The sequence below is a fragment of the Cellulomonas sp. genome, from assembly GCF_965229465.1.
GTDB lineage: Bacteria > Actinomycetota > Actinomycetes > Actinomycetales > Cellulomonadaceae > Cellulomonas.
Window position 1 is genome coordinate 1,795,064 of record NZ_OZ245882.1, and the last position, 22,609, is coordinate 1,817,672.

Below are 22,609 nucleotides of genomic sequence, written 5' to 3' on the forward strand. Positions count from 1 at the left end.
CGGCCCGACGGGGAGCACCTGCTGTGCGAGTGGGTCAGCCGACCTTGGCGAGCTGCCACTGCTGGTTGGTGCCGTTCCAGTCGGAGTACTGGACGACGTTGCCGCCGTCGACCGTGGAGGCACCCTGCACCTCGACGGCCTTGCCGCTGTTGCGGGCGATCAGCTGGATGTACCCGTCGATCGTCTGGATGCTGAACTGCTGGTTGGCCCCGTCGTTGTCGGTCCACTGCTCGATGACGGCGCCGTCGGCCGTGGACTTGGCGGTCACGTCCAGGACCTTGCCCGACAGCCGCGACCTCAGCTGGTAGTAGCCGTTGCCGGAGTCGACGAACTGCCACTGCTGCTGGTTGCCGTTGTTGCGCGACCACTGCTTGATCGGGGCGCCGTCGGCGGTGGACAGGTTGTACACGTCGAGCGCCTTGCCGCTGTTGCGGTTCACCAGCACGTACCAGGCGCTGGTGTCGATCGAGCCGCTCGGCGGGTCGGTCGGGTTCGAACCGGAACCCGGGGTGATCGTGATGCGGTAGGCGTCGTTGGTCGCCATGGAGATCGGCACGTTGATCGACCCGTTCGACGGCGTGTACGTCGCGTTCGAGAGCGTGCTGGGCCCGGGCGAGGCCACCGTCCGGCCGAGCGACCTCGTCTGCTCCACCTTCACGTTCACGGTGGAACCGAGGCTCAGGGAGTTCAGGCCGTTGACCTGCACTGCGCACGACCCGCTGCAGCCGCCGACGACGACGCTGAGCTGGTTCTTGGCGGACGGGACCGCGGCGAAGCCGTCGATGCCGGTCTGCGCAGGCGGGTTCGTCGCCACCATGTTGCCGCTCATGGCGCCGTACCAGGTGTAGAGCCAGTACGCGGCGTTCGGGCTGCCGCCCCGCGAGGTGAGCAGGTCACCGAGGGTGCCGGACTGGTTCCAGAAGGCCAGCTCGGCGTCGCGGATGCCCAGCCGTTCGAACTTCGAGATGTACCCGACGAGCGGACCGGGGAGGCCGACCTCGCTCGGTGCGGCGTACTCCTCGATGGAGATGGGCCTCCTGCTGATGCCGAGCTCGTCGAGGATGCCGTTCACGGTCGCCACGTCGCCGGCGATCTTCGACGACCTGATCAGCTCGTGCCACGCGATGATGTCGGGCACGGTGTTGGTGGCCTTGGCGTTCTGCAGGAAGTTCCGCATGTCGCTGATGTTGTCCGAGAAGCTCGGCCCCTGGATCGGCTTGTTGGGGTCGATCGAGCGGACCTGCCGGAACGTCCTCGTCCAGAACTCCTCGTAGGTGCCGTTGGCCGACTTCCACGTGTTGTCGGACTCGTTCCACAGCTCGTAGGCGGAGATGCTGTTGTAGTAGGGCGACGACTTCATCGCCGAGACCTGCGAGTTGATGAACGGCGTCCAGGTGCTCCAGCTGAACTGGTACGGCCACCCCGCGTAGTAGTCGGAGAACCGGTTGACGAGCTTCGCGCCCGAGCTGACCGCCGTCGGCGCGACGACGGAGATGTCGCCGTACGGCTGCTGCTTCCCGCCCTGGGGCATCTGGACGAAGGTGTGCGGCTTGATCGCCTGCGCCAGGCTCAGTGTGGGCTGACTGGCGGTCGCGAGGCCGTAGAGGCTGCCGGTCGCCACGTGGGTCACCGGACGGATCACCTGGCTGGCGTTCACGACGAGCGTCGTGGAGGAGCTCGCCGCCGAAGCGGGGGCGAGCCCGCCGCCGGCGAGGAGCAGGCCGGCCGCCGTGGCGGCGACCGTGGCTACCGACGCGACGCGTCGGCCCCGTCGACGTCCTCGCGTTGACGTGGGTGGTCTCATGTCGGTGGTCCTCTTCTCTCGCGGCACGTCCTCGTGCCTGGCTGATCCCGGGGGTCGCGCCACCGACCGTCCACTCACGCCGAAAGGTCTTTTCGGCGTTCCGGGCATCTAGCGGCAGCAACCGGTTGAACTCCCCATCGATGACCGAAAGGGTTTTCGGCAATGTAGTTCGCCGGCGCTGCGGCCTGTCAACAGCCCCGCACCTCACGAAACGGTTCAGGTCCTCCGCCGGCCCCGCCGACGCATTCAGGCGCTGGGCCGCGGGCCCGATCGGGCCGAGGGACACGCGGAGATGAGCGGCGGCGGCGGCGGCACACTCCATGCCGGCGCCACAGGACGTCGTAGAGGCGGATCGCTTCGACGAAGGGGCACACGGTGGGCACCCGAGCGGTCGCCGGCCGCTACCGCTCAGCGAGCATCAGGCTCGTGTCACCGTCGTGGACATCGCTCTTCGGTGCAGCAGGGACAACACCGAGGGGCCGGAGGGAGGGCTCCGGCCCCTCGGTGGGGCTATGGCGCTAGGACCTGCACGCCTGGCCGTCGAGCCGGAACTGCAGCGGCGCCTGGGCGTCACCGGTGCCGGTCACCACCAGGGCGACCTTCTTGCCCGGCGCCAGGGACGGCCGTGCGCGGGGCGCCGTGACCGTGACTGCGTTGTCGGACTGGACGAACGAGCCGCCGACGACGGTGCGGACTCGCTGGTTGCCCTCGAACTCCCAGGACAGGTGCCACGGGCTCAGTCGCTGCGTCCCCCGGTTCTCAACGGTGAGGGCCGCGACGAAACCGCGGTTCCTCGGGCCGCCGACGCTGGTGCCGATCACCTTGACGTTGCAGGTGAGCGGGTTCAGCGGCGGAGCGGCGAGGGCGAGGAGCTCACGAGCCTGCTCTGTGAACCACTGACCGGCCGCGGGGTCGGCGATGCCACGCTCAGGGTCGAGCGGGCCGGCCGTGCCGCGGAAGCACTGGCCGTCGGACTCGCCCGGCACCTTGATCCACAGATAGGCGTCGACGAGCGCGGAGCCGGTCGAGGTCGTCGGGCGGACGCCCAGCCCGCGGTCCGGCGGGTTGCACCAGTCCTCGTGCGCCGGGTAGACGTCCGGTGGGTACTGCCACGGCCCCACCGCGTTGCGGCTCGTGTCGATGACGAACGTGGCGGCCGGCTGGACACCGCCGAGGATGGAGGCGTAGCGCGAGTCGACCCCCGCGGTGTTGAGAGCGGGATCGGTCGCGTCGGGCGTCCACCGGCCGTACTGCGACATCGCCACGCCCAGCCAGTCGGTGGCCGGCCCACCGTTCCAGTACTGGTTGCCGCAGCTGGCGTAGTCGCCGGGGACCACCTCGGTGGCGTAGGCGATGCACGACGAGACCCACGTCCCGTAGGCCGTGCCGTTCTCGGTGAACTGGTAGTTCGAGGCGTTCAGGAAGAATCCCGTGGCCTTCTGCACGCCGGCCTTGACCAGGCGGTCGCTGATCTCGCCGACGTTCAACCATGCCGAGGAGGTGCCGTCGAGGTAGACCTTCACGTTCGGCAGGGCGGCGAGGGCGTCCACTGCGTGGTTCAGCTGCGCGAAGCGGTTCGTCGTGGCGGCCGCCGGGTCGGCCTCGGCCGGCTGGCACCAGTCCATCGAGCCGTCGAGGTTGGTGTAGTGCGGAATGATCCCGAGACCGTCGGGCTCGAGGATGACGGTCGCCTGCCGACCGCCGATCCCCGCGGCGAAGCCGTCGATCCACGCCGCGTAGGCCGCGGTGTCCGCGGCGCCGCCCGAGGAGTACTGCGCACAGTCGCGGAACGGCAGGTTGTAGGCGACGAGCACCGGTAGCTGACCTGCCTTCGACGCGGCGGTGACGAGTCCGTCGACCTCGGCGCGGACCTCCTGCGGCGTACCGCCGGTGAACCAGTCCGCCGACGGGACGCTGCCGAGCAGCTGCGCGTCGGCGCGCGCCTGCCCGGTGAGCGACTGGGCGGCCTCGAGGGTCGTGCTGTGGGGGTTGGTGTAGAACGTCGTGCCCGTCTGGGGGGCGGGCGGCGGTGCGGGCGCGGGGGGTGCCGCCTGGGCAGGGGCAAGCATCGTCAGCGTGACCGCGAGTGTCGCGGTCGCTCCCAGCGCTGTGCGGCGCATCGGGGCGCGGGTGCGGGGCATGTCTCTCCTGAGTCGTCGTTGACCGGCAAAGTGGAACCGCTCCCACTTATTTCCAGTCATTCTGCGCATACCCGGATCACTACGTCAACGTTCCGGTGTGCCCCAGTTCGGGTGACTTGGGCAGATGTTCACCTCGCTGCGATCCGGCGCCGATCGATGCTCGGCCCGACCCCCGAGCGCGCCGGGCCGTGGCGAGGCCGGCTGGACCTCAGCGCGGGCCAGACAGCCGCCCCAGTAGGCTCGTCCGCATGGCAGACCCCACCACGGCTGGTCCAGGTGACCGCCTCCGCGAGGGGTCGCCGGAGCCCGGCTCGCCTCGTGTGCCCAGAGTGGCGACGCTCGACGAGGTGGCCCTCCGCGCCGGGGTCTCACGGTCCGTGGCGTCGCGGGCGATGAACAACGCCCGCAACGTGAGTGCGCCGAAGCGGGAGGCGGTCGCGCGTGCGGCGAGCGAGCTCGGATACGTCCCCAACGCGACCGCCCGTGCGCTGGCGACGAGCACGGTCGGGTCCGTGGTCCTCGCCGTCTCCAACGACGACCCTGCGCTGTTCGGGGATCCGTTCTTCTCTCAGGTCCTGGTCGGAGTGGCAGCGGCCCTCGACAGGTCAGAGCTCGACCTGACCCTGATGCTCACGTCCTCGGACCGAGGGCGGGCACGCCTCGAACGACTGCTGCGGTCGCGCCGGTCGGACGGGGTGATGCTGATGGCCCTGCGACGGGACGACCCGCTGAACCGGGTCGCGGCCTCGACCGACCTGCCGGTGGTGCTCGGCGGCCGTCCGTTGGATGCGGAGGCCCGGTGGTACGTGGACGTCGACAACCGTGGGGGCGCGCGTCTCGCCGCTGAGCACCTGCTGCGGTCGGGCCGTCGGCGCCTCGCCACCATCGCCGGCCCCGACGACCTGCACGCCTCGGTCGCCCGTCTCCAGGGTTTCGCCGACGCCTTGGCAGTGGAGCGGCTGCCTGCGGACTGGGTCGAGCACGCCGACTTCACCTACGAGGGCGGCGCCCGAGCGATGACGCGGCTCCTCGCGGCGCACCCGGACCTCGACGGCGTGTTCGCAGCGTCGGACAACATGGCGTCCGGGGCACTCCGCGTGCTGAAGGCAGCCGGCCGCCGGGTCCCCGAGGACGTGGCGGTGGTCGGCTACGACGACCTGGAGATCGCGCGCCACACCGAGCCGGCGCTCACGACAGTGAGCCAGCCGATCCGTGCGTTGGGCCAGGAGATGGCCACGATGCTGGTCCGTCTGATCGACGGAGACTCCCCGACCTCGATCATCCTGCCCACCCACCTGGTCGTGCGCGGCTCGGCGCCCGGCGCGACGTGATCGTCGCGCCGGGCGCCTGGCCAGCGGCGGTCGGGCTCAGTACCTCGTGTACTTCACCCAGTCGTAGGTCGCGGTGCGCTGCCCGGAGTACGTGAACTTTCCGAGCCAGCTGTCGACACCAGTCCCCGGCCACAGGTTCATCATGATGCGCCCCGGGTTGGTGGGGAGCTTCCCCCGCGAACCGTTCTCCTGGTGGACGAGGCGGCCGTCGACGAACCAGTTGATGGTGCCGCCGTTCCACCACTCGAAGGCGTAGTTGTGGTAGCCGGCAGCGGCGTCGAAACCGAGGTTGATCACCTTCTCGTGCCCGCCGACGCCGTTCGTGAAGTAATTGGTCTGCATCTGCCAGGTGTTCTTGCCCAGGATCTCGACGTCGATCTCGTCCCAGGGCTTGCCGTCGCTCGGTCCGGTGTACGTGAAGAACGAGCTGACAGTTCCGGCACCGCCCGAGGCGGCCTTCATGCGGACCTCGTAGCGCCCGTAGGAGTACACGTCGGTGGTGCGGTACTCACCGGAGGCGTACGGCTTGCCGGAGCAGCCGCCGCTCGAGCAGGGGGTGGTGTTGAGGTTCAGTCCCATGACCCCCCCGCTGTGCCAGACGTGGTCCGCGCGCCAGCCGGCGTTGAACATCGAGCCGTTGCTGTACCCGTTGGCCTTGGCCCAACGGGACGTGTTGAAGCCGTCGAGGTTGTCGACGAAGCTGCCGCCAGCGGCCTGGGCGGGCAGGACGAACGCAGGAGTGGCCGAGAGTCCGACCACCAGCGCCGTCACCACGAGCCAGCGGTGAAGAGTGGAGCGGTGTTGATGCGTCGCCATTGAGCGCATGTGTTCCTCCATCGTGTGGGTAGTTCGTCTCGACCCGGAGTCACCCCGGGGCGTCTGCTCCTCTCCTGCGTAGGACCGTCGGCGGGTGACCAGCGGCGAACCGCTTCGGGGCGGACCTGGTCTGGTGCACCCCGCCGCGACGCTCCGGAGCGCCGCGGTGGATCGCGCTGGAAATAGTTGGAAGCGTTTCCAGTGCGATCATGTTGGAGGGTGCCGGGCGCCCCGTCAAGGGCCAGCGGGCTGACGTGGCTCTCGGGCTCCGCTGAAGTGTCGAGACGCACAACAGATTGACCGGGGCCGCTCTCGACAGATCTCCAGTCAGTGTGTGCAGTCCGCCCAGTGCGCCGGACGCGGGATCGTCACGCCGCACGCGTCCCCGCGCCCCCCGTGCCCTCGGGCGTGCAACCGTTCACCGTGCCCGACGCGTCTGAGGGGTATGAACGAACGGAGAGCACCCCATGAGATCTGACGAGGACTTCCGGGCGTGGGCCGCGCAGCGACGCCAGTCGTTGGTCCGCACCGCAACTCTGCTGACGGCCGGCGACCCGCACACGGCGGAGGACGTGGTCCAGACCGCGATGACCAAGCTGTACCTCGCGTGGCCGCGCCTGCGCGACGTGCGGGATCGCGACGCGTACGCCCGCCGCGTCCTGGTCAACGCGTTCACCGACGAGATGCGCACGAGTCGGCGCAAGCGCGAAGACCTCCGGTCGGAGCTGCCCGACCGGGCCGTCGGGAGCGGGGCCGTCGACGACGACTCCCGGCTGCTGTTCGCGGCGCTCGGCGAGCTGCCGGACCGGATGCGGGCGACGGTGGTGCTGCGCTATTTCCACGACCTGAGCGTCGCCGACACCGCGAAGGCGCTGCGCTGCACCCAAGGGACGGTCAAGAGCCAGACGGCGCGAGCGCTCGAGAAGCTCAAGCTCCGGCTCGGACCCGCCCTGCGCGACGACCGGGGTCCGCGCCCGGACCACCCCGGCCGCCCGCTAGGCGACACCGCCCCGATCCCCTCGATCCACGCCACCCTTACCGCTGGGAGACTGTCATGAGCGACCTGACCACCCTGATGTTCCGCGCGACCGCCACCGTCGACGCGACGCCCGCCGCGGTGCTCGACGACGACGTGAGCCGCGGGCAGCGCGCCCGCCGTCGCCGCACGCGCCTGGTCGGTACCGGCGTGGCGGCCGCCCTCGCGGCCGCGGTCGCGGTCGGCGCGCCGCTCACCTCGACCACCCCGTCGGCCGCCGCGGCCGAGCTCGTCGCCTACACGGCCGAGCAGCCCGCGGGGTTCACGATCGCTGAGGTCCCCGAGGGCTGGCACGTGCTGTCCTCCGACCGGAGCAGCCTGATGCTCGCCGACAGCGACGACGACGGCTCGGACCCGAACGGCTTCGAGGGTCGCATCGTCGCAAGCCTCGTCGGTTCGGAGTCGCTGCCGGGCGGCGACCTCGAGCCGCAGACCTTCGCGGTCGGCGGTCAGGAGGTGCTCGTGTACGAGATGCTCGACGCGGACGGCGAGCCCGGCGGGACCCTCGGGGTGTTCGTGCCCGAGGGCGACGGGGACTACCTCTCGGTCCAGCTCCCGCCCGAGCTCCACTGGACGGGCGAGGTCGCCGCGCGGTTCGTCGAGGGGCTCGACGTCACCGACGAGGCGGGCCACACGGTCGGCTGACCACTGAGCGGTGGTGCGGCGCAGGGGCACGAGCCCGCGCCGCACCACCGCTCACTCCGGGTTGCGCTCACGCCGCCGGCGCCGGTGACCGACCCCCGGCCTCACGCCTCCGCGCCGGCGTCGACAACGTGATGACCCAGAACACCGAGAACGAGTGCTCGACGAGCAGGGTGGTCACAGGGTCGAACCCCGTGGCCAAGTGGAGAGTGGGCAAGTCCGCTCCCTGCGGGCAGCCAGTTCACGTGCGGCACGGACTGAGAAGGAGGCGGAGTTGATGGACTGCCCGTTCGCGATCGCCGCGTCGTGGTCATCGAACCCGCGCGGGAGCGAGGTCTGGGCGATTCAGTGCTGCTCGACCAGCGAAGCCTGAACCGCAGTCGCGACCTCGTCACGGCTGAGGGCGTCGGTGTCGATGACCGGCCCTCGTTCGGCCAGTGACGACGCGACGGCTTCGTACCGGCTCAACTGCCCAAGTCGCCAGTCTTTGGCGCCGGGGTCGTCCGTGTCCGCCGCGATCCGCCGTCGGAGCGCATCGCTCGACCCGTGGAGAGTGACGTGCCGGAACTCCAGGCCGCGCTCCCGCAGTCCGCTCAGGATCTCGTCGGCGTACTCGGGTGCGAGCAGAGTCATAGGGACGACAACGGTGGAGGCGCTGCGTGCTCGCCGTGCGACACCCCGGATCGTCCCGCGCCGCCATGCGCGCAGATCCTGGAAATCGCCTGGGCGGAAGACCCCGATAGTCCGTTGAAGGACCCAACCCAGACGTTCTGGGTCGTACTGCTGTGCGCCAGGCTCGCGGCGGAGAAGCTCGGCCGCCGTTGACGACTTACCCACACCAAAAGGGCCGTTGAGCCAGAGAATCATTCGTTGACCCTAACGGGGGTCGCGTACGTCCCCCCGAACTGGCCCACCTCGAACCACACCCGCTGTCGAGATGCAGGACAGATTGACCGGGGCTGAGCGCCTACTTTGACCGGCAACCGGTCTCGACCGGTCACCAGTCAATGTGTGCGGTCTGCTCAGTGGGTGCCCGGCTCGGCGATGGTCGCGCGGTGTGGGGCACTTCGATAGCGTCTGCGGCATGTCCTTCGACCTGGCTGTCTGGCGCCGCGCGCCCTCCGCGAAGACCGCGAAGATCGTCGAGGTCTACGACGTGCTCGGCATGGGTGAGAACGACCACCCAGCGGCCGGGATGTTCGACGTCCAGGAGTTCATTGCCGCCGCGAGCGAGACGTTCGGCGAGCTCCCCGGTTCCAGCCATGGGCTGACGTGGGTCGGTATCGCAGATGATGCCGGTGAGGTTGCCGGCGTCTCACTGTCGGCCTGGACAGGCAGAACGTCGGCGGTTGTCTACGCTTCCGGGCCGTTTCCCTGGCGCAAGCCGATGATCAGCTCACTCCTCCCGCTCGCCGAGGCACGGAACCTCATGCTCTACGACCCGCAGTCCCAGACGGTGTACAACAACCGACGTCAGTATCCCGAGCTTCACGCGGAAGGCTGATCGGCTGCCGTACTGAAAGCACCAGCAGCATCCACGCATGACGAACCGCTAGTTTGTTAGGACTCCGTATTTAATGTTTCAGGTGCGGACTTTTAAAGTAGGCCGCATCGGTGCAGCGGCAACAACCCGCCTGGGTTACATCGGGCCTATCAGGCCTATATGTCGAGATGCAGGACACATCGACCGGCCTCAGGCGTCGTACTTTGACCATCCGGCCCGTCCGGAGAGGCCTGCGGGCAAACTACGTCGGTTCGACGGCGCCGTCATGGGGAGACTGGTGGGCATGGGGCACACGGTGATCCAAGTTCCCGTTCCAGCGCTGGAGTCGATCGCTGCGCGGCTCGAGGTCGCGCCCGTGTGCCCGCACGTCACGGTGCTCGGACCGTTCGTCGACAGGTCCGAGGTCGATGAAGCCCTCGTCGGCACCATCCGCGAGTTGTTGGCGCCCGTCCGAGCGTTCGGCTTTAGCCTCTCCGCGGTCGGACGCTTCGGCGGAGGACCCACGTACCTGGTGCCCGACCCTGCCGAACCGTTCATCCGGCTCACGGAGATCCTCGCCGCGGCCTTCCCGCAGTGGCCACCGTACGGCGGGGTGTTCGACCAGGTCGTGCCCCACCTGTCGATCGGAGATGCGTTGCCGGAGACCGACGTGGCAATCCTGAAGGAGCTGTTACCCATCGGCGCGACCGCGGACGAGGTGACGCTCACCTGGTGGTCGAAAGACAGCGTCGAGGTGCTCGAGCGCTATCCGCTTCGAACCGGGTAGTCCCGCTCGAGAGGCCCGGCCCAGTCGGCGCAGGATCGGGCGTGCGGCGTGTGTCGACCGGACGTTCGCGGCCGCTGTCTCGTTCCTTCAGTGCGACTCGCAGACGCAGAGCTGGACCGCGGCATCCCCGGTGAAGGGTCGACCGGACCAGTCGCCGAAGCGCTCGACGAGCCGCAGCCCACCGAGTGAGAGCAGGAGCGGCAGCTCCTGGGGAAAGATGCTCCTGATCTCCAGCGGCGCGACAACGACGTCTGCCTCCGACTCAGTCGAGAAGTACCACGTCCCGCGAGTGACCTGCGCAGCCGCGTCGTAGCTCTCCGCGACGTCGACGTGCATGACGCCACGATCGGGATCCATGAACGACAGCGCCTCGCGCCTCCGTCGGACGCCGTCGGCATGGGCAAGCATCTGCACGCTCGGGTTGAACACGTCGAAGACGAGCCGCGCTCCTGGTGCCATGTGCCTTCGCACCGACCGGAAGCAGTCGACCAGGTCCGACGCCCCGTGCAGATGGAGCAGCGAGTTGGCGGCGATGATCACGAGGTCGAACGTCCGGCCCAGGTCGAACTCGCGCATGTCGCCCTGCACCCAGTCCAGCTCCACACCGCGCTCGCCCGCCTTGCGCTGAGCCTCGGCAAGCATGGCCGGAGAGAGTTCCAGGCCCACGCACGGATGGCCGTCGGACGCGATCGGGATCAGCTTGTTGCCGGTGCCACACCCAAGTTCCAAGACAGACCCGCCTTGCCGGTCGGCCTCGGCCCTATAGAAGTCGACCGCCGCCTCGCGGGCCGGGAACAACCGGTCGTACAACCTTGCGTCCGAGTAAAACGGTTCGCTCATGAAGCGCATCCTCCTACGACTGACCGGCAAGTCGGGTAGTTGCACCGCAGTGGCGGCGCACGGCGCCGAACCGGACATATCGGGTAGTTAAACTAGGAGGCCCAAATAGTCAAAGTATCTTGCATCTCGACAGACATCCAGGTCAGGACTGCATGTCCACGAACCGCGAGTAGTGCCCCTGGAACGCCACGACGAGCGTGTCCGTCGGACCGTTTCGGTGCTTGGCGACGATCAGGTCGGCCTCCCCGGCGCGGGGGGACTCCTTCTCGTACGCGTCCTCGCGGTGCAGCAGGATCACGATGTCGGCGTCCTGCTCGATGGACCCCGACTCGCGCAGGTCGCTCATCTGCGGGCGCTTGTCGGTGCGCTGCTCGGCGCCACGGTTCAGCTGCGAGATCGCGATGACCGGGACCTCGAGCTCCTTGGCCAGCAGCTTGAGCGCCCGGGAGAACTCCGAGACCTCCTGCTGGCGGGACTCGACGCGCTTGCCGGAGGACATCAGCTGGAGGTAGTCGATGACCACGAGCTTGAGGTCGTGCTTCTGCTTCAGGCGCCGGCACTTGGCGCGGATCTCCATGAGCGACATGTTGGGGGAGTCGTCGATGAACAGCGGCGCCTCGGAGATCTTGCCCATGGTCGCGGCGATCTTGGCCCAGTCGTCCTCGCCCATCTGACCGTTGCGCAGCTTCTGCAGGTGCACGCGAGCCTCGGCCGCGAGCAGACGCATCGTGATCTCGTTGCGGCTCATCTCGAGCGAGAAGACAACAGAAGTCATTCCGTGTTTGATTGACGCGGAACGAACAATGTCTATACCCATCGTGCTTTTGCCAATTGCCGGACGGGCAGCCAAGACAATCATTTGTCCTGGGTGCAATCCATTGGTCAATCTATCGAGATCCGAGAAGCCCGTCGGCACGCCGATCATGCCCTCGCCGCGGTGGCCGGCCGCCTCGATCTCGTCGACCGCCCCGCCGATGATGTCGCCCAGGATCATGTAGTCCTCGGACGACCGGCGCTCGGTGACCGCGTAGACCTCGGCCTGCGCGTTGTTGACGATCTCGTCGACGTCGCCGCCGTCCGTGCCGTAGCCGAGCTGCACGATGCGGGTGCCGGCCTCGACCAGCTTGCGGAGCACCGACCGCTCGCGCACGATCCGCGCGTAGTAGCCGGCGTTCGCGGCGGTGGGGACCGATGAGATGAGGGTGTGCAGGTACGGGGCGCCGCCGATGCGCTGGATCTCGCCGCGCTTGGTCAGCTCGTCCGCGACCGTGATGGCGTCGGCCGGCTCGCCGCGGCCGTACAGGTCGATGATCGCGTCGTACACGACCTCGTGCGCCGGTCGGTAGAAGTCGGTGCCGCGGATCTGCTCGACGACGTCGGCGATCGCGTCCTTCGAGATCATCATGCCGCCGAGCACCGAACGCTCGGCGTCGAGGTCCTGGGGCGGGGTCCGGTCGTAGCCGCCGCCACCGCCGCGGTGGGTGCCCGACGGCGCGCCGTACTCGAGCTCCTCGATCGTCACCCTGATCCCCATCGTCGTCGTCGTACACATGTTCCATGGGGGGTCTGACATTCCACGCCCTGGCAGGTCCCGCACACGCGACGTTAGGGGTCCTGAGCAGCACGGCCAAACCGGCTCGCGGGCCTGTGGGCGACACGGCGCGCGCCTGTGGGGCGGCACCGGCGCGCCTGTGGAGGACGGCTCGCCTACTGTGAGTCGCGCTGTGGATCGTGTCCGATTTTGTCCACAGCCCGTGGACAGGGGTGTGGACGACCGGGTCGATCGGTACACAAATCGGCCTCTCACCCGCGCAAACGCTGTGCACGTGCTGTGGACGCGAGAAAGGTTGGCCGAGATTTCACCTGTCGGACACCGACCCCAAGGCCTGGACGGCCAGATACTCGCCCTCGCCGTCCCGGCGCTCGGCGCCCTCGTCGCCGAGCCGCTCTTCGTGCTCGTCGACTCCGCCGTCGTCGGCCACCTGGGCACCGCCCCGCTCGCCGGCCTGGCGCTCGCGTCCACCGTCCTGATGACCGTCATCGGCCTGTGCGTGTTCCTCGCCTACGCCACGACGGCGGCCGTCGCGCGGCGCCTGGGAGCCGGCGACCGGGGCGGTGCCCTCCAGGTCGGCGTCGACGGGATGTGGTTGGCGCTGGGCCTCGGGGTCGTGCTCGCCGTAGCCACCTGGTGGAGCGCTCCGTGGCTGGTGGAGGCGCTCGGGGCGTCCGGGGAGGTCGCCCGGCAGGCCGTCATCTACCTGCGCTGGTCGTCGCCGGGCCTACCGGGGATGCTTCTGGTCCTCGCTTCGACGGGCGCCCTGCGCGGGCTGCTCGACACCCGCACGCCGCTGGTCGTGGCGGCCGCGGGCGCCGTCGTCAACGCCGTGCTCAACGTGCTGCTCGTCTACGGCGTGGGCATGGGGATCGCGGGGTCCGGGCTCGGCACCGCGCTCACGCAGCTGGGCATGGCGGTGGCGCTCGCCGTCGTCGTGGTCCGCGGCGCGCGCGGCACGGGTGCGCAGCTGCGGCCGGCCGCGGGCGGCATCTGGGCCAACGCGCGCGCCGGCACACCCCTGTTCGTCCGGACCCTGTCGCTGCGCCTCGCCATCCTGCTGACCGTGTGGGTGGCCACCGGGCTCGGCGCGGTCGAGCTGGCGGGGCACCAGGTGGTGAACGCGGTCTGGGGGCTCGCGGCGTTCGCACTCGACGCCCTCGCCATCGCCGCGCAGGCCCTCGTCGGCCACGCCCTGGGCGCCTCGGACGTCCCGCACGTCCGGGCGGTGCTGCGCCGCACGCTCCAGTGGGGAGTCGCAGGTGGGGCAGCCCTGGGCGTCGTCGTCGGAGGGTTGTCAGCGCTCTACGTCCCGCTCTTCACGTCCGACGACGACGTCCGTCGCGCCGCCGTGGCCGCCCTGGTGGTCGCCGCCGTGACCATGCCGATGGCCGGCTGGGTGTTCGTGCTGGACGGCGTGCTCATCGGCGCCGGTGACGGGCGGTTCCTCGCCTGGGCCGGCATGGCCACGCTGGGGGTCTACGTGCCCTTCGTGCTGGCGGTCCGCCAGGCCGCTCCGCCGGGGGCCGCGGGTCTGGCGTGGCTGTGGGCGGCGTTCGCCGGCGTCTTCATGCTGGCCCGCGCGGTCACCACCGGCTGGCGGGCACGCGGCACGGCGTGGATGGTGACGGGGGCCTGACGCAGCAGCGCCCCGCTCCCACCAGGGGAACGGGGCGCTGCTGGGTGGTGCTCAGCTCAGGCTGCGACGACCTTGACGGTCACCGTGGCGGACACGTCTGCGTGCAGACGGACCGACACCTGGAACTCGCCGAGGGCCTTGATCGGCTGACCGATCTCGACCTTCCGCTTGTCGATCTGCGGAGCGCCGGACTTCTTGACCGCCTCGGCGATCTCGGCGGTCGTGACGGCACCGAACAGACGGCCCGACTCGCCGGCCTTGGCCGTGACGACGACCGGCTTGCTCTGCAGCGAGTCGCGGATCGCCTTGGCGTCGTCGAGCGTCGCGATCTCGCGGGCCTTGCGGGCCTTGCGGATCGCGGTGACGTCCTTCTCGGCGCCCTTGGTCCAGGCGGTCGCCAGGTTGCGCGGGACGAGGAAGTTCCGGGCGTACCCGTCCTTCACCTCGACCACGTCACCGGGCTCACCGAGACCGGTGACCTCGTGGGTCAGGATGATCTTCGCCATGATGGTCCCCTTTCTCAGCGCGCCGACGACGAGTACGGCAGAAGTGCCATCTCGCGGGCGTTCTTGACAGCGCGCGCGATCGCGCGCTGCTCCTGCGTGGACACACCGGTCACCCGGCGAGCGCGGATCTTCCCGCGGTCGGAGATGAACTTGCGCAGCAGCGCAGTGTCCTTGTAGTCGACGACATCGATCTTCGCCGCCTTGAGCGGGTTCAACTTCTTCTTGGGCTTGCGAACCACGGGCTTGGCCATCGTGGTGCTCCTTGTCTGCTGGAGCCCTGGGCGTTGCCGTGCCCAGGGATGGGGAATGTCTGAGTGTCAGGCGCCGATCAGAACGGGGGCTCGTCGGAGTAGCCGGCACCGCCAGCACCACCCGCGGGCGTCGCCCACGGGTCGTCCTGCTGGGTACCGCCACCGCCGCCGGAGCCACCGAATCCGCCGCCACCGCCGCCGTTGTTGAAGCCGCCGCCGCCCCCGCCGCCGAAGCCACCGCCGCCGCCACCCGAACGCTGGGTCCGGGTGACCTTGGCCGTGGCGTAGCGCAGGGACGGGCCGACCTCGTCGACCTGGAGCTCGTACACGGTGCGCTTCTCGCCCTCGCGGGTCTCATACGAGCGCTGCACGAGCCGGCCGGTCACGATGACGCGGGTGCCCTTGGTGAGTGACTCGGCGACCGACTCGGCCGCCTCCCGCCAGATCGAGCAGCGGAGGAACAGCGTGTCGCCGTCCTTCCACTCGTTGCTCTGGCGGTCGAACGTACGGGGGGTGGACGCGACGGTGAAGTTCGCGACAGCGGCCCCAGAAGGGGTGAAGCGCAGCTCGGGATCCCCGGTCAGGTTCCCGATCACCGTGATGACGGTCTCACCGCTCATGCCCAGCTCCTCGTTCGTTCGATCAGTCGGAAGATGTGGAGCCGCACGTTACGGGCGGCCACCCACAAGAGATCAGGCGTCGGCGCGCAGGACCTTGGTCCGCAGGACGACCTCGTTGAGGCCGAGCTGGCGGTCGAGCTCCTTGGCGGTCGCGGGCGTCGCGTGGAAGTCGATGACGGCGTAGATGCCCTCGGACTTCTTCTGGATGTCGTAGGCGAGCCGACGACGGCCCCAGATGTCGACCTTGTCGACAGTGCCACCGTCGGTCTTGACGACCGTCAGGTACTTGTCGAGCGACGGAGCAACGGTGCGCTCCTCGATCTCGGGGTCCAGGATGATCATGAGTTCGTACTGACGCAGGCTCATACCCACCTCCTCTGGTCTCAGCGGCCACGGTCGATCCGTGGCAGGAGGGTGTGTGCGTCGCTGCGCGGAGCGATCCGTCCATGACGACGGTCCCCTCCGGGCACAGCAATCTCCAAGGCTACCCGGCTCAGGGCCACCGCCGAAATCGGCTGTGGACGAACAGGGGCCCGGAAGCTCCGGCGAGGGGCGGACGGCCGCCCCTCGCCGAGGATCAGGGTGCCGCCGGTGTCTCGGTCGGCGTCGGCTGGGGTGGCGGCTGCTGGGTCGGCTGAGCCTTCGGCCCGCTGGAGACGACGAGGGTCACCGGGCTCCCTGAGGCGAGCATGGTGCCGCCCTTCGGATCTGCCCGGATGACCCGGCCGGCGGTCACGGTGTCGGACGGCTCCGAGACGACGTTCGCTGCCAGCCCGGCGTTCACCACGGTCGCGGTGGCATCGGCCTCCAGCTTGCCCTCGAGCCCGGACGGCACGGCCACCTCAGCCGGGGCCTGCTCCGTGGGCTGCTCGGTGGGAGCCGCCGTCTCGGTGGGCGGGGCACTGGCCGACGGGCTGGGCTTGGAGCCCACGTTGGCCCGGGGCGGGAAGTCCACGACGGGCGCGTACTGCGGCTGCGCGAAGACGTCCGTCATGTACGACTTCCACAGGAACGCGGGCCAGGTGCCGCCGGTGACGAACTTGACCGAGCCGATCTGCTCGATCGACTCCTGCGACTTGCCGTCCTCGCCGATCTGGCTGAGCGACACCTCGGTGACCACGTTCGGCGTGAAGCCGACGAACCACGCTGCCTTGTTGTCGTTCGTCGTGCCGGTCTTGCCGGCGATCGGACGGTCGAGCGGCTTGACCCAGGTCTTGCCCGACCCCCTCTCCACCACCTGCGTCATGGCGTACGTCGCGTCTGCGATCACGTCCTGCGCGAACACCCGCTCGGTGGGGGCCTTGTGCTCGAACGCGACCGAGTCGTCGGAGTTGATGACGGTGCGGACGATGTACGGGTCGACCCGGGTGCCGCCCGAGGCGATGGTGGCGTAGGCACCGACCATGTCGATCGGCTTGAGGGTCTGGGTGCCGAGCACGTTGGCGGGGTTGGTGTCGACCGGCGCAGGCACGCCCGCTCGCTCGGCCACCTCCGCCGTCTTCTCCGGCCCCACCTGCAGGTTGAGCTGGGCGTAGACCGTGTTCACGGACTGCGCGGTCGCCTCGACCAGGTCGATGTTGCCGAACTGCGCCTTGCTGAAGTTGGGGACCGTCCAGTCACCGAACTCCTGCGGCGACCGGCCGCTGAACCGCGTGTTCAGGCCCACGCCCTGCTCGAGCCCGGCGATGAGCGTGAACGGCTTGAACGTCGACCCCGGCTGCACGTTGTCGAAGGTGACGGTGTTCCGCTGGTCCGTGAGGAAGTCCGGGCCGCCGTAGAGGGCGACGATCGCGCCGTCCTTGGGGTCGACCGAGCTGAGGGACACGCGGGTCCGAGGGTTCGGGATCCCCCCGTCCATGCCCGGCAGCGTGCCGGCCATGAACTGCGTCGCCTTGTCCACGGCGGAGGCCTGGAGCGGCTGCTCGATGGTGGTGACGACCTTGAGGCCGAGACGGAAGATCTCGTCGTCCGTGAACGCCAGGGGCTCGAGCTTGAGCTCGTCGAGGACCATCTCGAGCAGGTAGCCGTTGGTGCCACCCATCGAGTCGGACCGCTGGTACACGGCGGTCGACGGGAACACCATCGGTGCCCGCTCGGCCGCGGTGAGCCAGCCCTCCTCCTCCATGGAGTCGAGCACGATGTTCCAGCGCGCCTCGGCCTTCTCGGGGCTCTTGGCCGGGTCCCAGTTGTTGGGCGACGGGATGATCCCGGCCAGCAGGGCGGCCTGCTCGCGGGTCAGCGCGGCGGCGTCGACGTTGAAGTACGCCTGGGCGGCGGCCTGGATGCCGTAGGAGTCGCGGCCGAAGTAGATCGTGTTGAGGTACCGCCCCATGATGTCGGGCTTCGACTCCTGCCTGGCGATCTTGATCGCCAGGAGGGTCTCCTTGAACTTGCCGACGTAGTCCGTGGTGGTCTTGTCGACGTAGTAGCGCTCGACGTACTGCTGGGTCAGCGTCGACCCGCCCTGCGTCGCACCGCCCCGCAGGTTGTTGAGGAACGCGCGGCCCATGCCGGTGATCGAGATGCCGCTGTTGTTGGTGAAGAAGGTCTTGTCCTCGGCCGCGGCGACCGACTGGCCGACGTACTCCGGCAGGGAGGCATAGGGGACGATCTGACGCTTCTGCGCGGCGAACGTGCCCATCACGGCGCCCGGTGAGCCGTCGGCGTTGTTGGCGTAGTAGACGGTGGTTGTCTGCGCGCGGGTGTCGTCGGCCGGGTCGGGGACCTTCGTGTACGCGTACGCACCGACGACCGCGCCGGCGCCCAGGAAACCCACCGCGAGGATGGTGCCGAGCACGAAGCGCCACGACGGCAGCCAGCGGTGCAGGCCGTGGAAGCCCGATCGCGGGTAGTCGAAGAAGCGGCGCTTGGGGGCGCTGCTGCGCGTCGAGGTGGCCGTCCCGCGGGGCGCCGTGCGCTTGCCCCGGGCGGGTGCCCTCCGATTCGTGCGTGCCAACGCGCTGCCTTCCGTCCGACGACTGGGTCCGGCATCTTCCCCACCCGGTTTCGGGCAGGCGTCAGCCGCGGAAGCCAGTATGGGGGACCTCGCTGAGCGCGCGAGGCGACCCACAGGGCGGATCCGACCAGCCTTCACACGATCGGCACGGCGCGCGCGAACCGCCGTCGCACCCACGTCCCGACGCACACACGCGGTGTGGTCCAGGTCACCGACTTGCTTGGTTCGTCGTATTCGACATACTCTCCGGATGTATCGAGTTGATACATCGACTCACCAACATCCCGAGGAGGTGCCCCCCGTGCGCGGTCGTTCCGACGTGCTCGAGCCGGCGATCCTCGGGCTGCTCCACGAGTCCCCGATGCACGGCTACGAGCTGCGCAAGCGGCTCAACCTCGTGCTCGGGTCGTTCCGCGCCCTGTCGTACGGCTCCCTGTACCCCTGCCTCAAGTCGCTCGTCGACCGCGGGTGGATCCAGGGCATCGAGTCGACGGCGACCCCGCACGGCGTGGCGTCCAAGCGTGCCCGGATCGTCTACCAGCTGACGGCCGACGGCAAGGAGCACCTCCAGCAGGTGCTCGCGTCGTCGGGACCGGCCGCGTGGGAGGACGAGAACTTCGACGTCCGGTTCGCCTTCTTCGGGCAGACCGACGCCGAGACCCGTCTCCGGATCCTCGAGGGTCGGCGTTCGCGCCTGACAGAACGCCTCGAGACGGTCCGCCTGTCCTTCGCCCGCACTCGCGAGCGCATGGACGAGTACACCCTCGAGCTCCAGCGGCACGGCCTCGAGCAGGTCGAGCGTGAAGTCCGCTGGCTCGACGGGTTGATCGACAACGAGCGCGGCGTGCGCCGCACCCGTCCCGCAGGCACCGGCCGACCGGTCGTTGCTGACACACCCGTGGAGGACGACGACGTCGCCCCCGCGCGAACCACCGAGAAGGAGCGAGGATGACCTCCATCCGCGTCGCCATCGTCGGCGTCGGCAACTGCGCCGCGTCGCTCGTCCAGGGCGTGCACTACTACGCCGACGCCGACCCGAGCGGCACCGTGCCCGGCCTGATGCACGTGCAGTTCGGCGACTACCACGTCCGCGACATCGAGTTCGTCGCCGCGTTCGACGTGGACGCGAAGAAGGTCGGCTTCGACCTGTCCGAGGCCATCGGCGCCTCGGAGAACAACACCATCAAGATCGCCGACGTCCCGCCCCTCGGCGTGCCGGTGCAGCGTGGTGTCACCAACGACGGCCTCGGCAAGTACTACCGCGAGACCATCACCGAGTCCGACGCCGAGCCGGTCGACATCGTCGCCGCCCTGCGCGAGGCTCGTGCCGACGTCCTCGTCTGCTACCTGCCCGTCGGGTCCGAGATCGCCGCCAAGTACTACGCCCAGTGCGCGATCGACGCCGGTGTCGCGTTCGTCAACGCGCTGCCCGTCTTCATCGCGTCCGACCCGGTGTGGGCCGCGAAGTTCGAGGCCGCCGGTGTCCCGATCGTCGGCGACGACATCAAGTCGCAGGTCGGCGCCACCATCACGCACCGCGTGCTCGCCCGCCTGTTCGAGGACCGCGGCGTCGTGCTGGACCGCACGTACCAGCTGAACGTCGGCGGCAACATGGACTTCAAGAACATGCTCGAGCGCGACCGCCTGGAGTCCAAGAAGCTGTCCAAGACGCAGGCCGTCACCTCCAACCTGAGCGGCCCGCTCGGCGGCAAGAAGTCGGACCGCAACGTCCACATCGGCCCGTCGGACTACGTCGCCTGGCTCGACGACCGCAAGTGGGCCTACGTCCGCCTCGAGGGTCGCGCGTTCGGCGAGGTGCCCCTGAACCTGGAGTACAAGCTCGAGGTGTGGGACTCGCCCAACTCGGCCGGCATCATCATCGACGCCGTCCGCGCCGCGAAGATCGCCAAGGACCGCGGCATCGGCGGCCCGATCCTGTCGGCGTCGACGTACTTCATGAAGTCCCCGCCCGTGCAGACCGAGGACACCGAGGGTCGCCAGCAGGTCGAGGCCTTCATCCGTGGCGAGCGCGAGCGCTGATCTGAACGAAGCGAACGTGGAAGGGCCCGACGACTCCGGTCGTCGGGCCCTCCTACGTTCCGGAGTGGCGCTGCGTCAGCTCTTCGCGGCGACCACCCAGGTGGCGAGGCTCCGCCCCCAGTCGCCGTCGGGCCGCGGCGAGAGCAGGGTCACCCCGCCCGAGGCCGGGTCGACGACGCTCAGCTCGGTCGGCATGAGGTCGCCGGAGACGCAGCCCCCCGTGCTCGCGACGTAGACGAGCCCGTCGACAGCCACGGGAGTCCACGTGTCCGGCGTCCAGCTGTGGGACGGGTTCTCCGGGGGGACACGAGGCAGCGGACCGGCGACGTGGTCGGACCAGGAGTACAGGCCGTCGCCGCACGCGCTCGGGTCGAGCGTGCGCCGTCCGGCGAACACCACCGTCTCGCCGCCGACCCAGGTGCCGAACCCGAATACCGGGACGACGTCGCCCTCGGTGAGCGTCTGCTGGACGGAGACGTCGCCGAACCGCGCGTCGAGCAGATACAGCACGCTCGCGCCGGAGCCACCCTCGCTCTGCGTGCACCTCACGAGCAGGTGCCGGCCGTCCAGCCAGGCGACCGGCTCGCACGTCCCGGCGCCGACCGGGCGCCAGACGAAGGCGCCGCGCGCGATGTCGTACACCGCCACCCCTGCGGTAGACGTCGCGAACCGGGTGTCGTATGCGACGGCAAGCCACTCACCGGTCGGGTCGACCAGTGCTCCCGACGCGTCCGGGGCGTCGTCGGAGAGCAGCCGGCCCGGACCCGTGGCGCCGACCGCGTAGAGGGACGTGGCCGCGCCTGCCCCGTCCGACCCCGTCTGCGTCCAGAGCTCGGAGCCGTCGCCGGCCCGACCGAGGTACCCGAGCCCGGCGGGCATCCCGCGGTCGTCCACCGTGACGGTCCCCGTGCGGAGGTCGACGACGGCACGGTGCGCTGGTCCGCCCGGGCCGGTCGTCACGACAGCGGTCGCGGAGCCAGGCGTCCAGGTCGCGAGCAGCACGTCCTCGTCGAGCGGCAGGTCGACGAGGCGGTACCGCTCGCCCGTCGGCGAGATCAGCACGAGCACGTTGGCCTCGACGAGACCGTCCTCGTACGCGTGCTGCAGCGTCTGCGGCCGGAAGTTCGCCAGCACCCAGCCGGGGCCGGTCCGGTCCAGCAGCCCGTCCGGCGCGGGCGTGAGGGTCGGCACCCCGGGAACCTGCACCGACGCCGCCGGTTCGGTGGCTGCGGTCGCCGACGGTGACGGTGCGGGGGGCGACGTGGGCGCCGGTGCCGTCGTCGTGGGCGCCGGTGCCGTCGTCGTGGGCGCCGGCACCGCAGGGTGCGGCACGTCGTGCCGGAGCAGGCCGGCCCACGCCGCGGTCCCGAGCACCCCGATGATCGCGACCACCGCGGCGGACTGCGTCGCGTGCCTGGCCACGTGCCGGCGGCGCACCCGGACGGCGAGCCGTCGCATCGTGCCGGCGTCCGCTGGTTCCTGTGACCGTCCCAGGTCGGTGGCCGCCTGCTCGAGCAGGCGTCCCAGATCAGCCGTCATGTCGCACCCCCCGCGTGCTGCTCGTCGGGCGCACGGCGACCACGTCGTCGTGCGTGGTCACGTCTCCGAGCGCGGCGCCGACGCGCGCGATGCCGTCGGACGTGTACCGCTTGACCGCGCCCTCGCTGAGGCCGAGCAGGGCGGCGGTCTCGCGGACCGACAGATCGTCGAGCTGGCGGAGCACCACGCACGCACGCTCGCGCGGCGCCAGGTCCGCGAGCGCGCGCCGCACGTCGGCCCCGATCCCGGGCATGGGCTCGGGGACGTGCTCGATCCTGGCGGCGGACCGCTCGACGACGGAACGCTCCCGGGTGCGGCGGCGCGACTCGTCGAGGAACCGCGACACGATGGCCCGGCGCACGTACTGCTCGGCCTCTGCGGCGGTGGCGAAGCGTGCCCGGCCCCCGAACGTGGACACGAGCGCGTCCTGCACCAGGTCCTGCGCGTCTGCCGTCGACCGGCACAGCAGGAGCGCGTGCCCCAGCAGCCGTTGGTAGCGCTCGCGCACCACGTGCTCGAGCATCGGCTCCCACTGCCTGCCCACCCGACTCCCTTCCGCGGTCCTGGTAGGAGAACGACAGCACACCTCGATCGGTTGGGGTGAGTCTCGGCCACGCAGCGCCTCG

At 69.8% G+C, this 22,609-nt stretch carries 22 protein-coding genes; 8 read left to right on the forward strand and 14 right to left on the reverse strand.

All coding sequences use genetic code 11. The features are described 5' to 3' along the window. Nucleotides 1-34: 34 nt before the first annotated feature. Nucleotides 35-1,804, reverse strand: a complete 1,770-nt coding sequence (locus ACO06A_RS08755; protein WP_421735629.1) for an RICIN domain-containing protein — start codon at nt 1,802-1,804, stop codon at nt 35-37. A gap of 518 nt (nt 1,805-2,322) precedes the next feature. After that, complete coding sequence (locus tag ACO06A_RS08760) at nt 2,323-3,945, reverse strand: glycoside hydrolase family 6 protein (protein WP_421735630.1); 1,623 nt, start codon at nt 3,943-3,945, stop codon at nt 2,323-2,325. A 329-nt stretch (nt 3,946-4,274) separates the two neighbouring features. Here ACO06A_RS08760 and ACO06A_RS08765 point away from each other — a divergent pair, with 329 nt between their 5' ends. Next, nucleotides 4,275-5,276 (forward strand): LacI family DNA-binding transcriptional regulator, encoded by a 1,002-nt coding sequence (locus ACO06A_RS08765; protein WP_421735631.1) that lies wholly within the window; start codon nt 4,275-4,277, stop codon nt 5,274-5,276. A gap of 36 nt (nt 5,277-5,312) precedes the next feature. On the opposite strand, the gene bglS is transcribed toward ACO06A_RS08765, so the two are convergent. Then, complete coding sequence (gene bglS, locus ACO06A_RS08770) at nt 5,313-6,092, reverse strand: beta-glucanase (protein WP_421735632.1); 780 nt, start codon at nt 6,090-6,092, stop codon at nt 5,313-5,315. A 467-nt stretch (nt 6,093-6,559) separates the two neighbouring features. On the opposite strand from bglS, the gene ACO06A_RS08775 reads away from it, so the two are divergent. Further along, nucleotides 6,560-7,150, forward strand: coding sequence for a SigE family RNA polymerase sigma factor (locus tag ACO06A_RS08775; protein ID WP_421735633.1), 591 nt, complete (start codon nt 6,560-6,562; stop codon nt 7,148-7,150). Continuing rightward, nucleotides 7,147-7,773: a hypothetical protein gene (locus ACO06A_RS08780; protein ID WP_421735634.1), complete on the forward strand. Its 627-nt coding sequence runs from the start codon at nt 7,147-7,149 to the stop codon at nt 7,771-7,773. Before ACO06A_RS08775 ends, ACO06A_RS08780 begins: the two co-directional genes overlap by 4 nt. A gap of 67 nt (nt 7,774-7,840) precedes the next feature. Here ACO06A_RS08780 and ACO06A_RS08785 read toward each other — a convergent pair whose 3' ends face one another. Both ACO06A_RS08785 and ACO06A_RS08790 read right to left on the reverse strand, forming a co-directional pair. After that, nucleotides 7,841-7,987, reverse strand: coding sequence for a hypothetical protein (locus ACO06A_RS08785; RefSeq protein ID WP_421735635.1), 147 nt, complete (start codon nt 7,985-7,987; stop codon nt 7,841-7,843). Between the two features lie 128 nt (nt 7,988-8,115). Next, nucleotides 8,116-8,637, reverse strand: a complete 522-nt coding sequence (locus ACO06A_RS08790; protein WP_421735636.1) for an AAA family ATPase — start codon at nt 8,635-8,637, stop codon at nt 8,116-8,118. Nucleotides 8,638-8,854: 217 nt separating this feature from the next. Here ACO06A_RS08790 and ACO06A_RS08795 point away from each other — a divergent pair, with 217 nt between their 5' ends. Both ACO06A_RS08795 and ACO06A_RS08800 read left to right on the forward strand, forming a co-directional pair. Next, complete coding sequence (locus ACO06A_RS08795; protein ID WP_421735637.1) at nt 8,855-9,274, forward strand: hypothetical protein; 420 nt, start codon at nt 8,855-8,857, stop codon at nt 9,272-9,274. Nucleotides 9,275-9,557: 283 nt separating this feature from the next. Beyond that, a complete protein-coding gene (locus ACO06A_RS08800; RefSeq protein ID WP_421735638.1) occupies nt 9,558-10,040 on the forward strand; it encodes a 2'-5' RNA ligase family protein in 483 nt (160 codons plus the stop codon). Nucleotides 10,041-10,127: 87 nt separating this feature from the next. On the opposite strand, the gene ACO06A_RS08805 is transcribed toward ACO06A_RS08800, so the two are convergent. Both ACO06A_RS08805 and dnaB read right to left on the reverse strand, forming a co-directional pair. Then, entirely contained in the window at nt 10,128-10,889 is a 762-nt protein-coding gene (locus ACO06A_RS08805; RefSeq protein WP_421735639.1) for a class I SAM-dependent methyltransferase, read from the reverse strand. A 133-nt stretch (nt 10,890-11,022) separates the two neighbouring features. Then, a complete protein-coding gene (gene dnaB, locus ACO06A_RS08810) occupies nt 11,023-12,402 on the reverse strand; it encodes a replicative DNA helicase (RefSeq protein WP_175348960.1) in 1,380 nt (459 codons plus the stop codon). A 325-nt stretch (nt 12,403-12,727) separates the two neighbouring features. On the opposite strand from dnaB, the gene ACO06A_RS08815 reads away from it, so the two are divergent. Continuing rightward, nucleotides 12,728-14,071 (forward strand): MATE family efflux transporter, encoded by a 1,344-nt coding sequence (locus ACO06A_RS08815; protein WP_421735640.1) that lies wholly within the window; start codon nt 12,728-12,730, stop codon nt 14,069-14,071. Nucleotides 14,072-14,127: 56 nt separating this feature from the next. On the opposite strand, the gene rplI is transcribed toward ACO06A_RS08815, so the two are convergent. The 5 genes from rplI to ACO06A_RS08840 form a co-directional block, all read right to left on the reverse strand. Next, nucleotides 14,128-14,577, reverse strand: a complete 450-nt coding sequence (gene rplI, locus ACO06A_RS08820) for a 50S ribosomal protein L9 (RefSeq protein WP_421735641.1) — start codon at nt 14,575-14,577, stop codon at nt 14,128-14,130. 14 nt (nt 14,578-14,591) lie between these two features. Next, complete coding sequence (rpsR, locus tag ACO06A_RS08825) at nt 14,592-14,828, reverse strand: 30S ribosomal protein S18 (protein ID WP_056018476.1); 237 nt, start codon at nt 14,826-14,828, stop codon at nt 14,592-14,594. A gap of 77 nt (nt 14,829-14,905) precedes the next feature. Beyond that, the gene (locus ACO06A_RS08830) at nt 14,906-15,448 is read right to left on the reverse strand and encodes a single-stranded DNA-binding protein (protein WP_175348958.1); all 543 of its coding nucleotides are present in this window, start codon (nt 15,446-15,448) and stop codon (nt 14,906-14,908) included. Between the two features lie 72 nt (nt 15,449-15,520). Next, the gene (rpsF, locus tag ACO06A_RS08835; RefSeq protein ID WP_034611334.1) at nt 15,521-15,814 is read right to left on the reverse strand and encodes a 30S ribosomal protein S6; all 294 of its coding nucleotides are present in this window, start codon (nt 15,812-15,814) and stop codon (nt 15,521-15,523) included. 211 nt (nt 15,815-16,025) lie between these two features. Beyond that, the gene (locus tag ACO06A_RS08840) at nt 16,026-18,404 is read right to left on the reverse strand and encodes a transglycosylase domain-containing protein (protein WP_421735642.1); all 2,379 of its coding nucleotides are present in this window, start codon (nt 18,402-18,404) and stop codon (nt 16,026-16,028) included. A gap of 301 nt (nt 18,405-18,705) precedes the next feature. Here ACO06A_RS08840 and ACO06A_RS08845 point away from each other — a divergent pair, with 301 nt between their 5' ends. Continuing rightward, nucleotides 18,706-19,356 (forward strand): PadR family transcriptional regulator, encoded by a 651-nt coding sequence (locus ACO06A_RS08845; protein ID WP_421735643.1) that lies wholly within the window; start codon nt 18,706-18,708, stop codon nt 19,354-19,356. Further along, complete coding sequence (locus tag ACO06A_RS08850) at nt 19,353-20,444, forward strand: inositol-3-phosphate synthase (protein ID WP_056086282.1); 1,092 nt, start codon at nt 19,353-19,355, stop codon at nt 20,442-20,444. The genes ACO06A_RS08845 and ACO06A_RS08850 overlap by 4 nt, the downstream gene beginning before the upstream one ends. A gap of 75 nt (nt 20,445-20,519) precedes the next feature. Here the strand turns inward: ACO06A_RS08850 and ACO06A_RS08855 are convergent, their stop codons facing one another. Both ACO06A_RS08855 and ACO06A_RS08860 read right to left on the reverse strand, forming a co-directional pair. Then, nucleotides 20,520-21,983, reverse strand: a complete 1,464-nt coding sequence (locus ACO06A_RS08855; protein ID WP_421735644.1) for a hypothetical protein — start codon at nt 21,981-21,983, stop codon at nt 20,520-20,522. Beyond that, nucleotides 21,973-22,527 carry a sigma-70 family RNA polymerase sigma factor gene (locus tag ACO06A_RS08860; RefSeq protein WP_421735645.1) on the reverse strand — a complete coding sequence of 185 codons (555 nt, stop codon included), beginning with the start codon at nt 22,525-22,527 and terminating at the stop codon, nt 21,973-21,975. Before ACO06A_RS08860 ends, ACO06A_RS08855 begins: the two co-directional genes overlap by 11 nt. Nucleotides 22,528-22,609: the final 82 nt, after the last annotated feature.

Excerpts from the sequence above, each read along its gene's own strand:
- ACO06A_RS08755 (WP_421735629.1), bottom strand. The coding sequence starts at position 1,804 with ATGAGACCACCCACGTCAACGCGAGGACGTCGACGGGGCCGACGCGTC.
- ACO06A_RS08760 (WP_421735630.1), bottom strand. The coding sequence starts at position 3,945 with ATGCCCCGCACCCGCGCCCCGATGCGCCGCACAGCGCTGGGAGCGACC.
- bglS (WP_421735632.1), bottom strand. The coding sequence starts at position 6,092 with ATGGCGACGCATCAACACCGCTCCACTCTTCACCGCTGGCTCGTGGTG.
- ACO06A_RS08775 (WP_421735633.1), top strand. The coding sequence starts at position 6,560 with ATGAGATCTGACGAGGACTTCCGGGCGTGGGCCGCGCAGCGACGCCAG.
- ACO06A_RS08780 (WP_421735634.1), top strand. The coding sequence starts at position 7,147 with ATGAGCGACCTGACCACCCTGATGTTCCGCGCGACCGCCACCGTCGAC.
- ACO06A_RS08790 (WP_421735636.1), bottom strand. The coding sequence starts at position 8,637 with ATGATTCTCTGGCTCAACGGCCCTTTTGGTGTGGGTAAGTCGTCAACG.
- ACO06A_RS08795 (WP_421735637.1), top strand. The coding sequence starts at position 8,855 with ATGTCCTTCGACCTGGCTGTCTGGCGCCGCGCGCCCTCCGCGAAGACC.
- ACO06A_RS08800 (WP_421735638.1), top strand. The coding sequence starts at position 9,558 with ATGGGGCACACGGTGATCCAAGTTCCCGTTCCAGCGCTGGAGTCGATC.
- ACO06A_RS08805 (WP_421735639.1), bottom strand. The coding sequence starts at position 10,889 with ATGCGCTTCATGAGCGAACCGTTTTACTCGGACGCAAGGTTGTACGAC.
- rplI (WP_421735641.1), bottom strand. The coding sequence starts at position 14,577 with ATGGCGAAGATCATCCTGACCCACGAGGTCACCGGTCTCGGTGAGCCC.
- rpsR (WP_056018476.1), bottom strand. The coding sequence starts at position 14,828 with ATGGCCAAGCCCGTGGTTCGCAAGCCCAAGAAGAAGTTGAACCCGCTC.
- ACO06A_RS08830 (WP_175348958.1), bottom strand. The coding sequence starts at position 15,448 with ATGAGCGGTGAGACCGTCATCACGGTGATCGGGAACCTGACCGGGGAT.
- rpsF (WP_034611334.1), bottom strand. The coding sequence starts at position 15,814 with ATGAGCCTGCGTCAGTACGAACTCATGATCATCCTGGACCCCGAGATC.
- ACO06A_RS08850 (WP_056086282.1), top strand. The coding sequence starts at position 19,353 with ATGACCTCCATCCGCGTCGCCATCGTCGGCGTCGGCAACTGCGCCGCG.
- ACO06A_RS08855 (WP_421735644.1), bottom strand. The coding sequence starts at position 21,983 with ATGACGGCTGATCTGGGACGCCTGCTCGAGCAGGCGGCCACCGACCTG.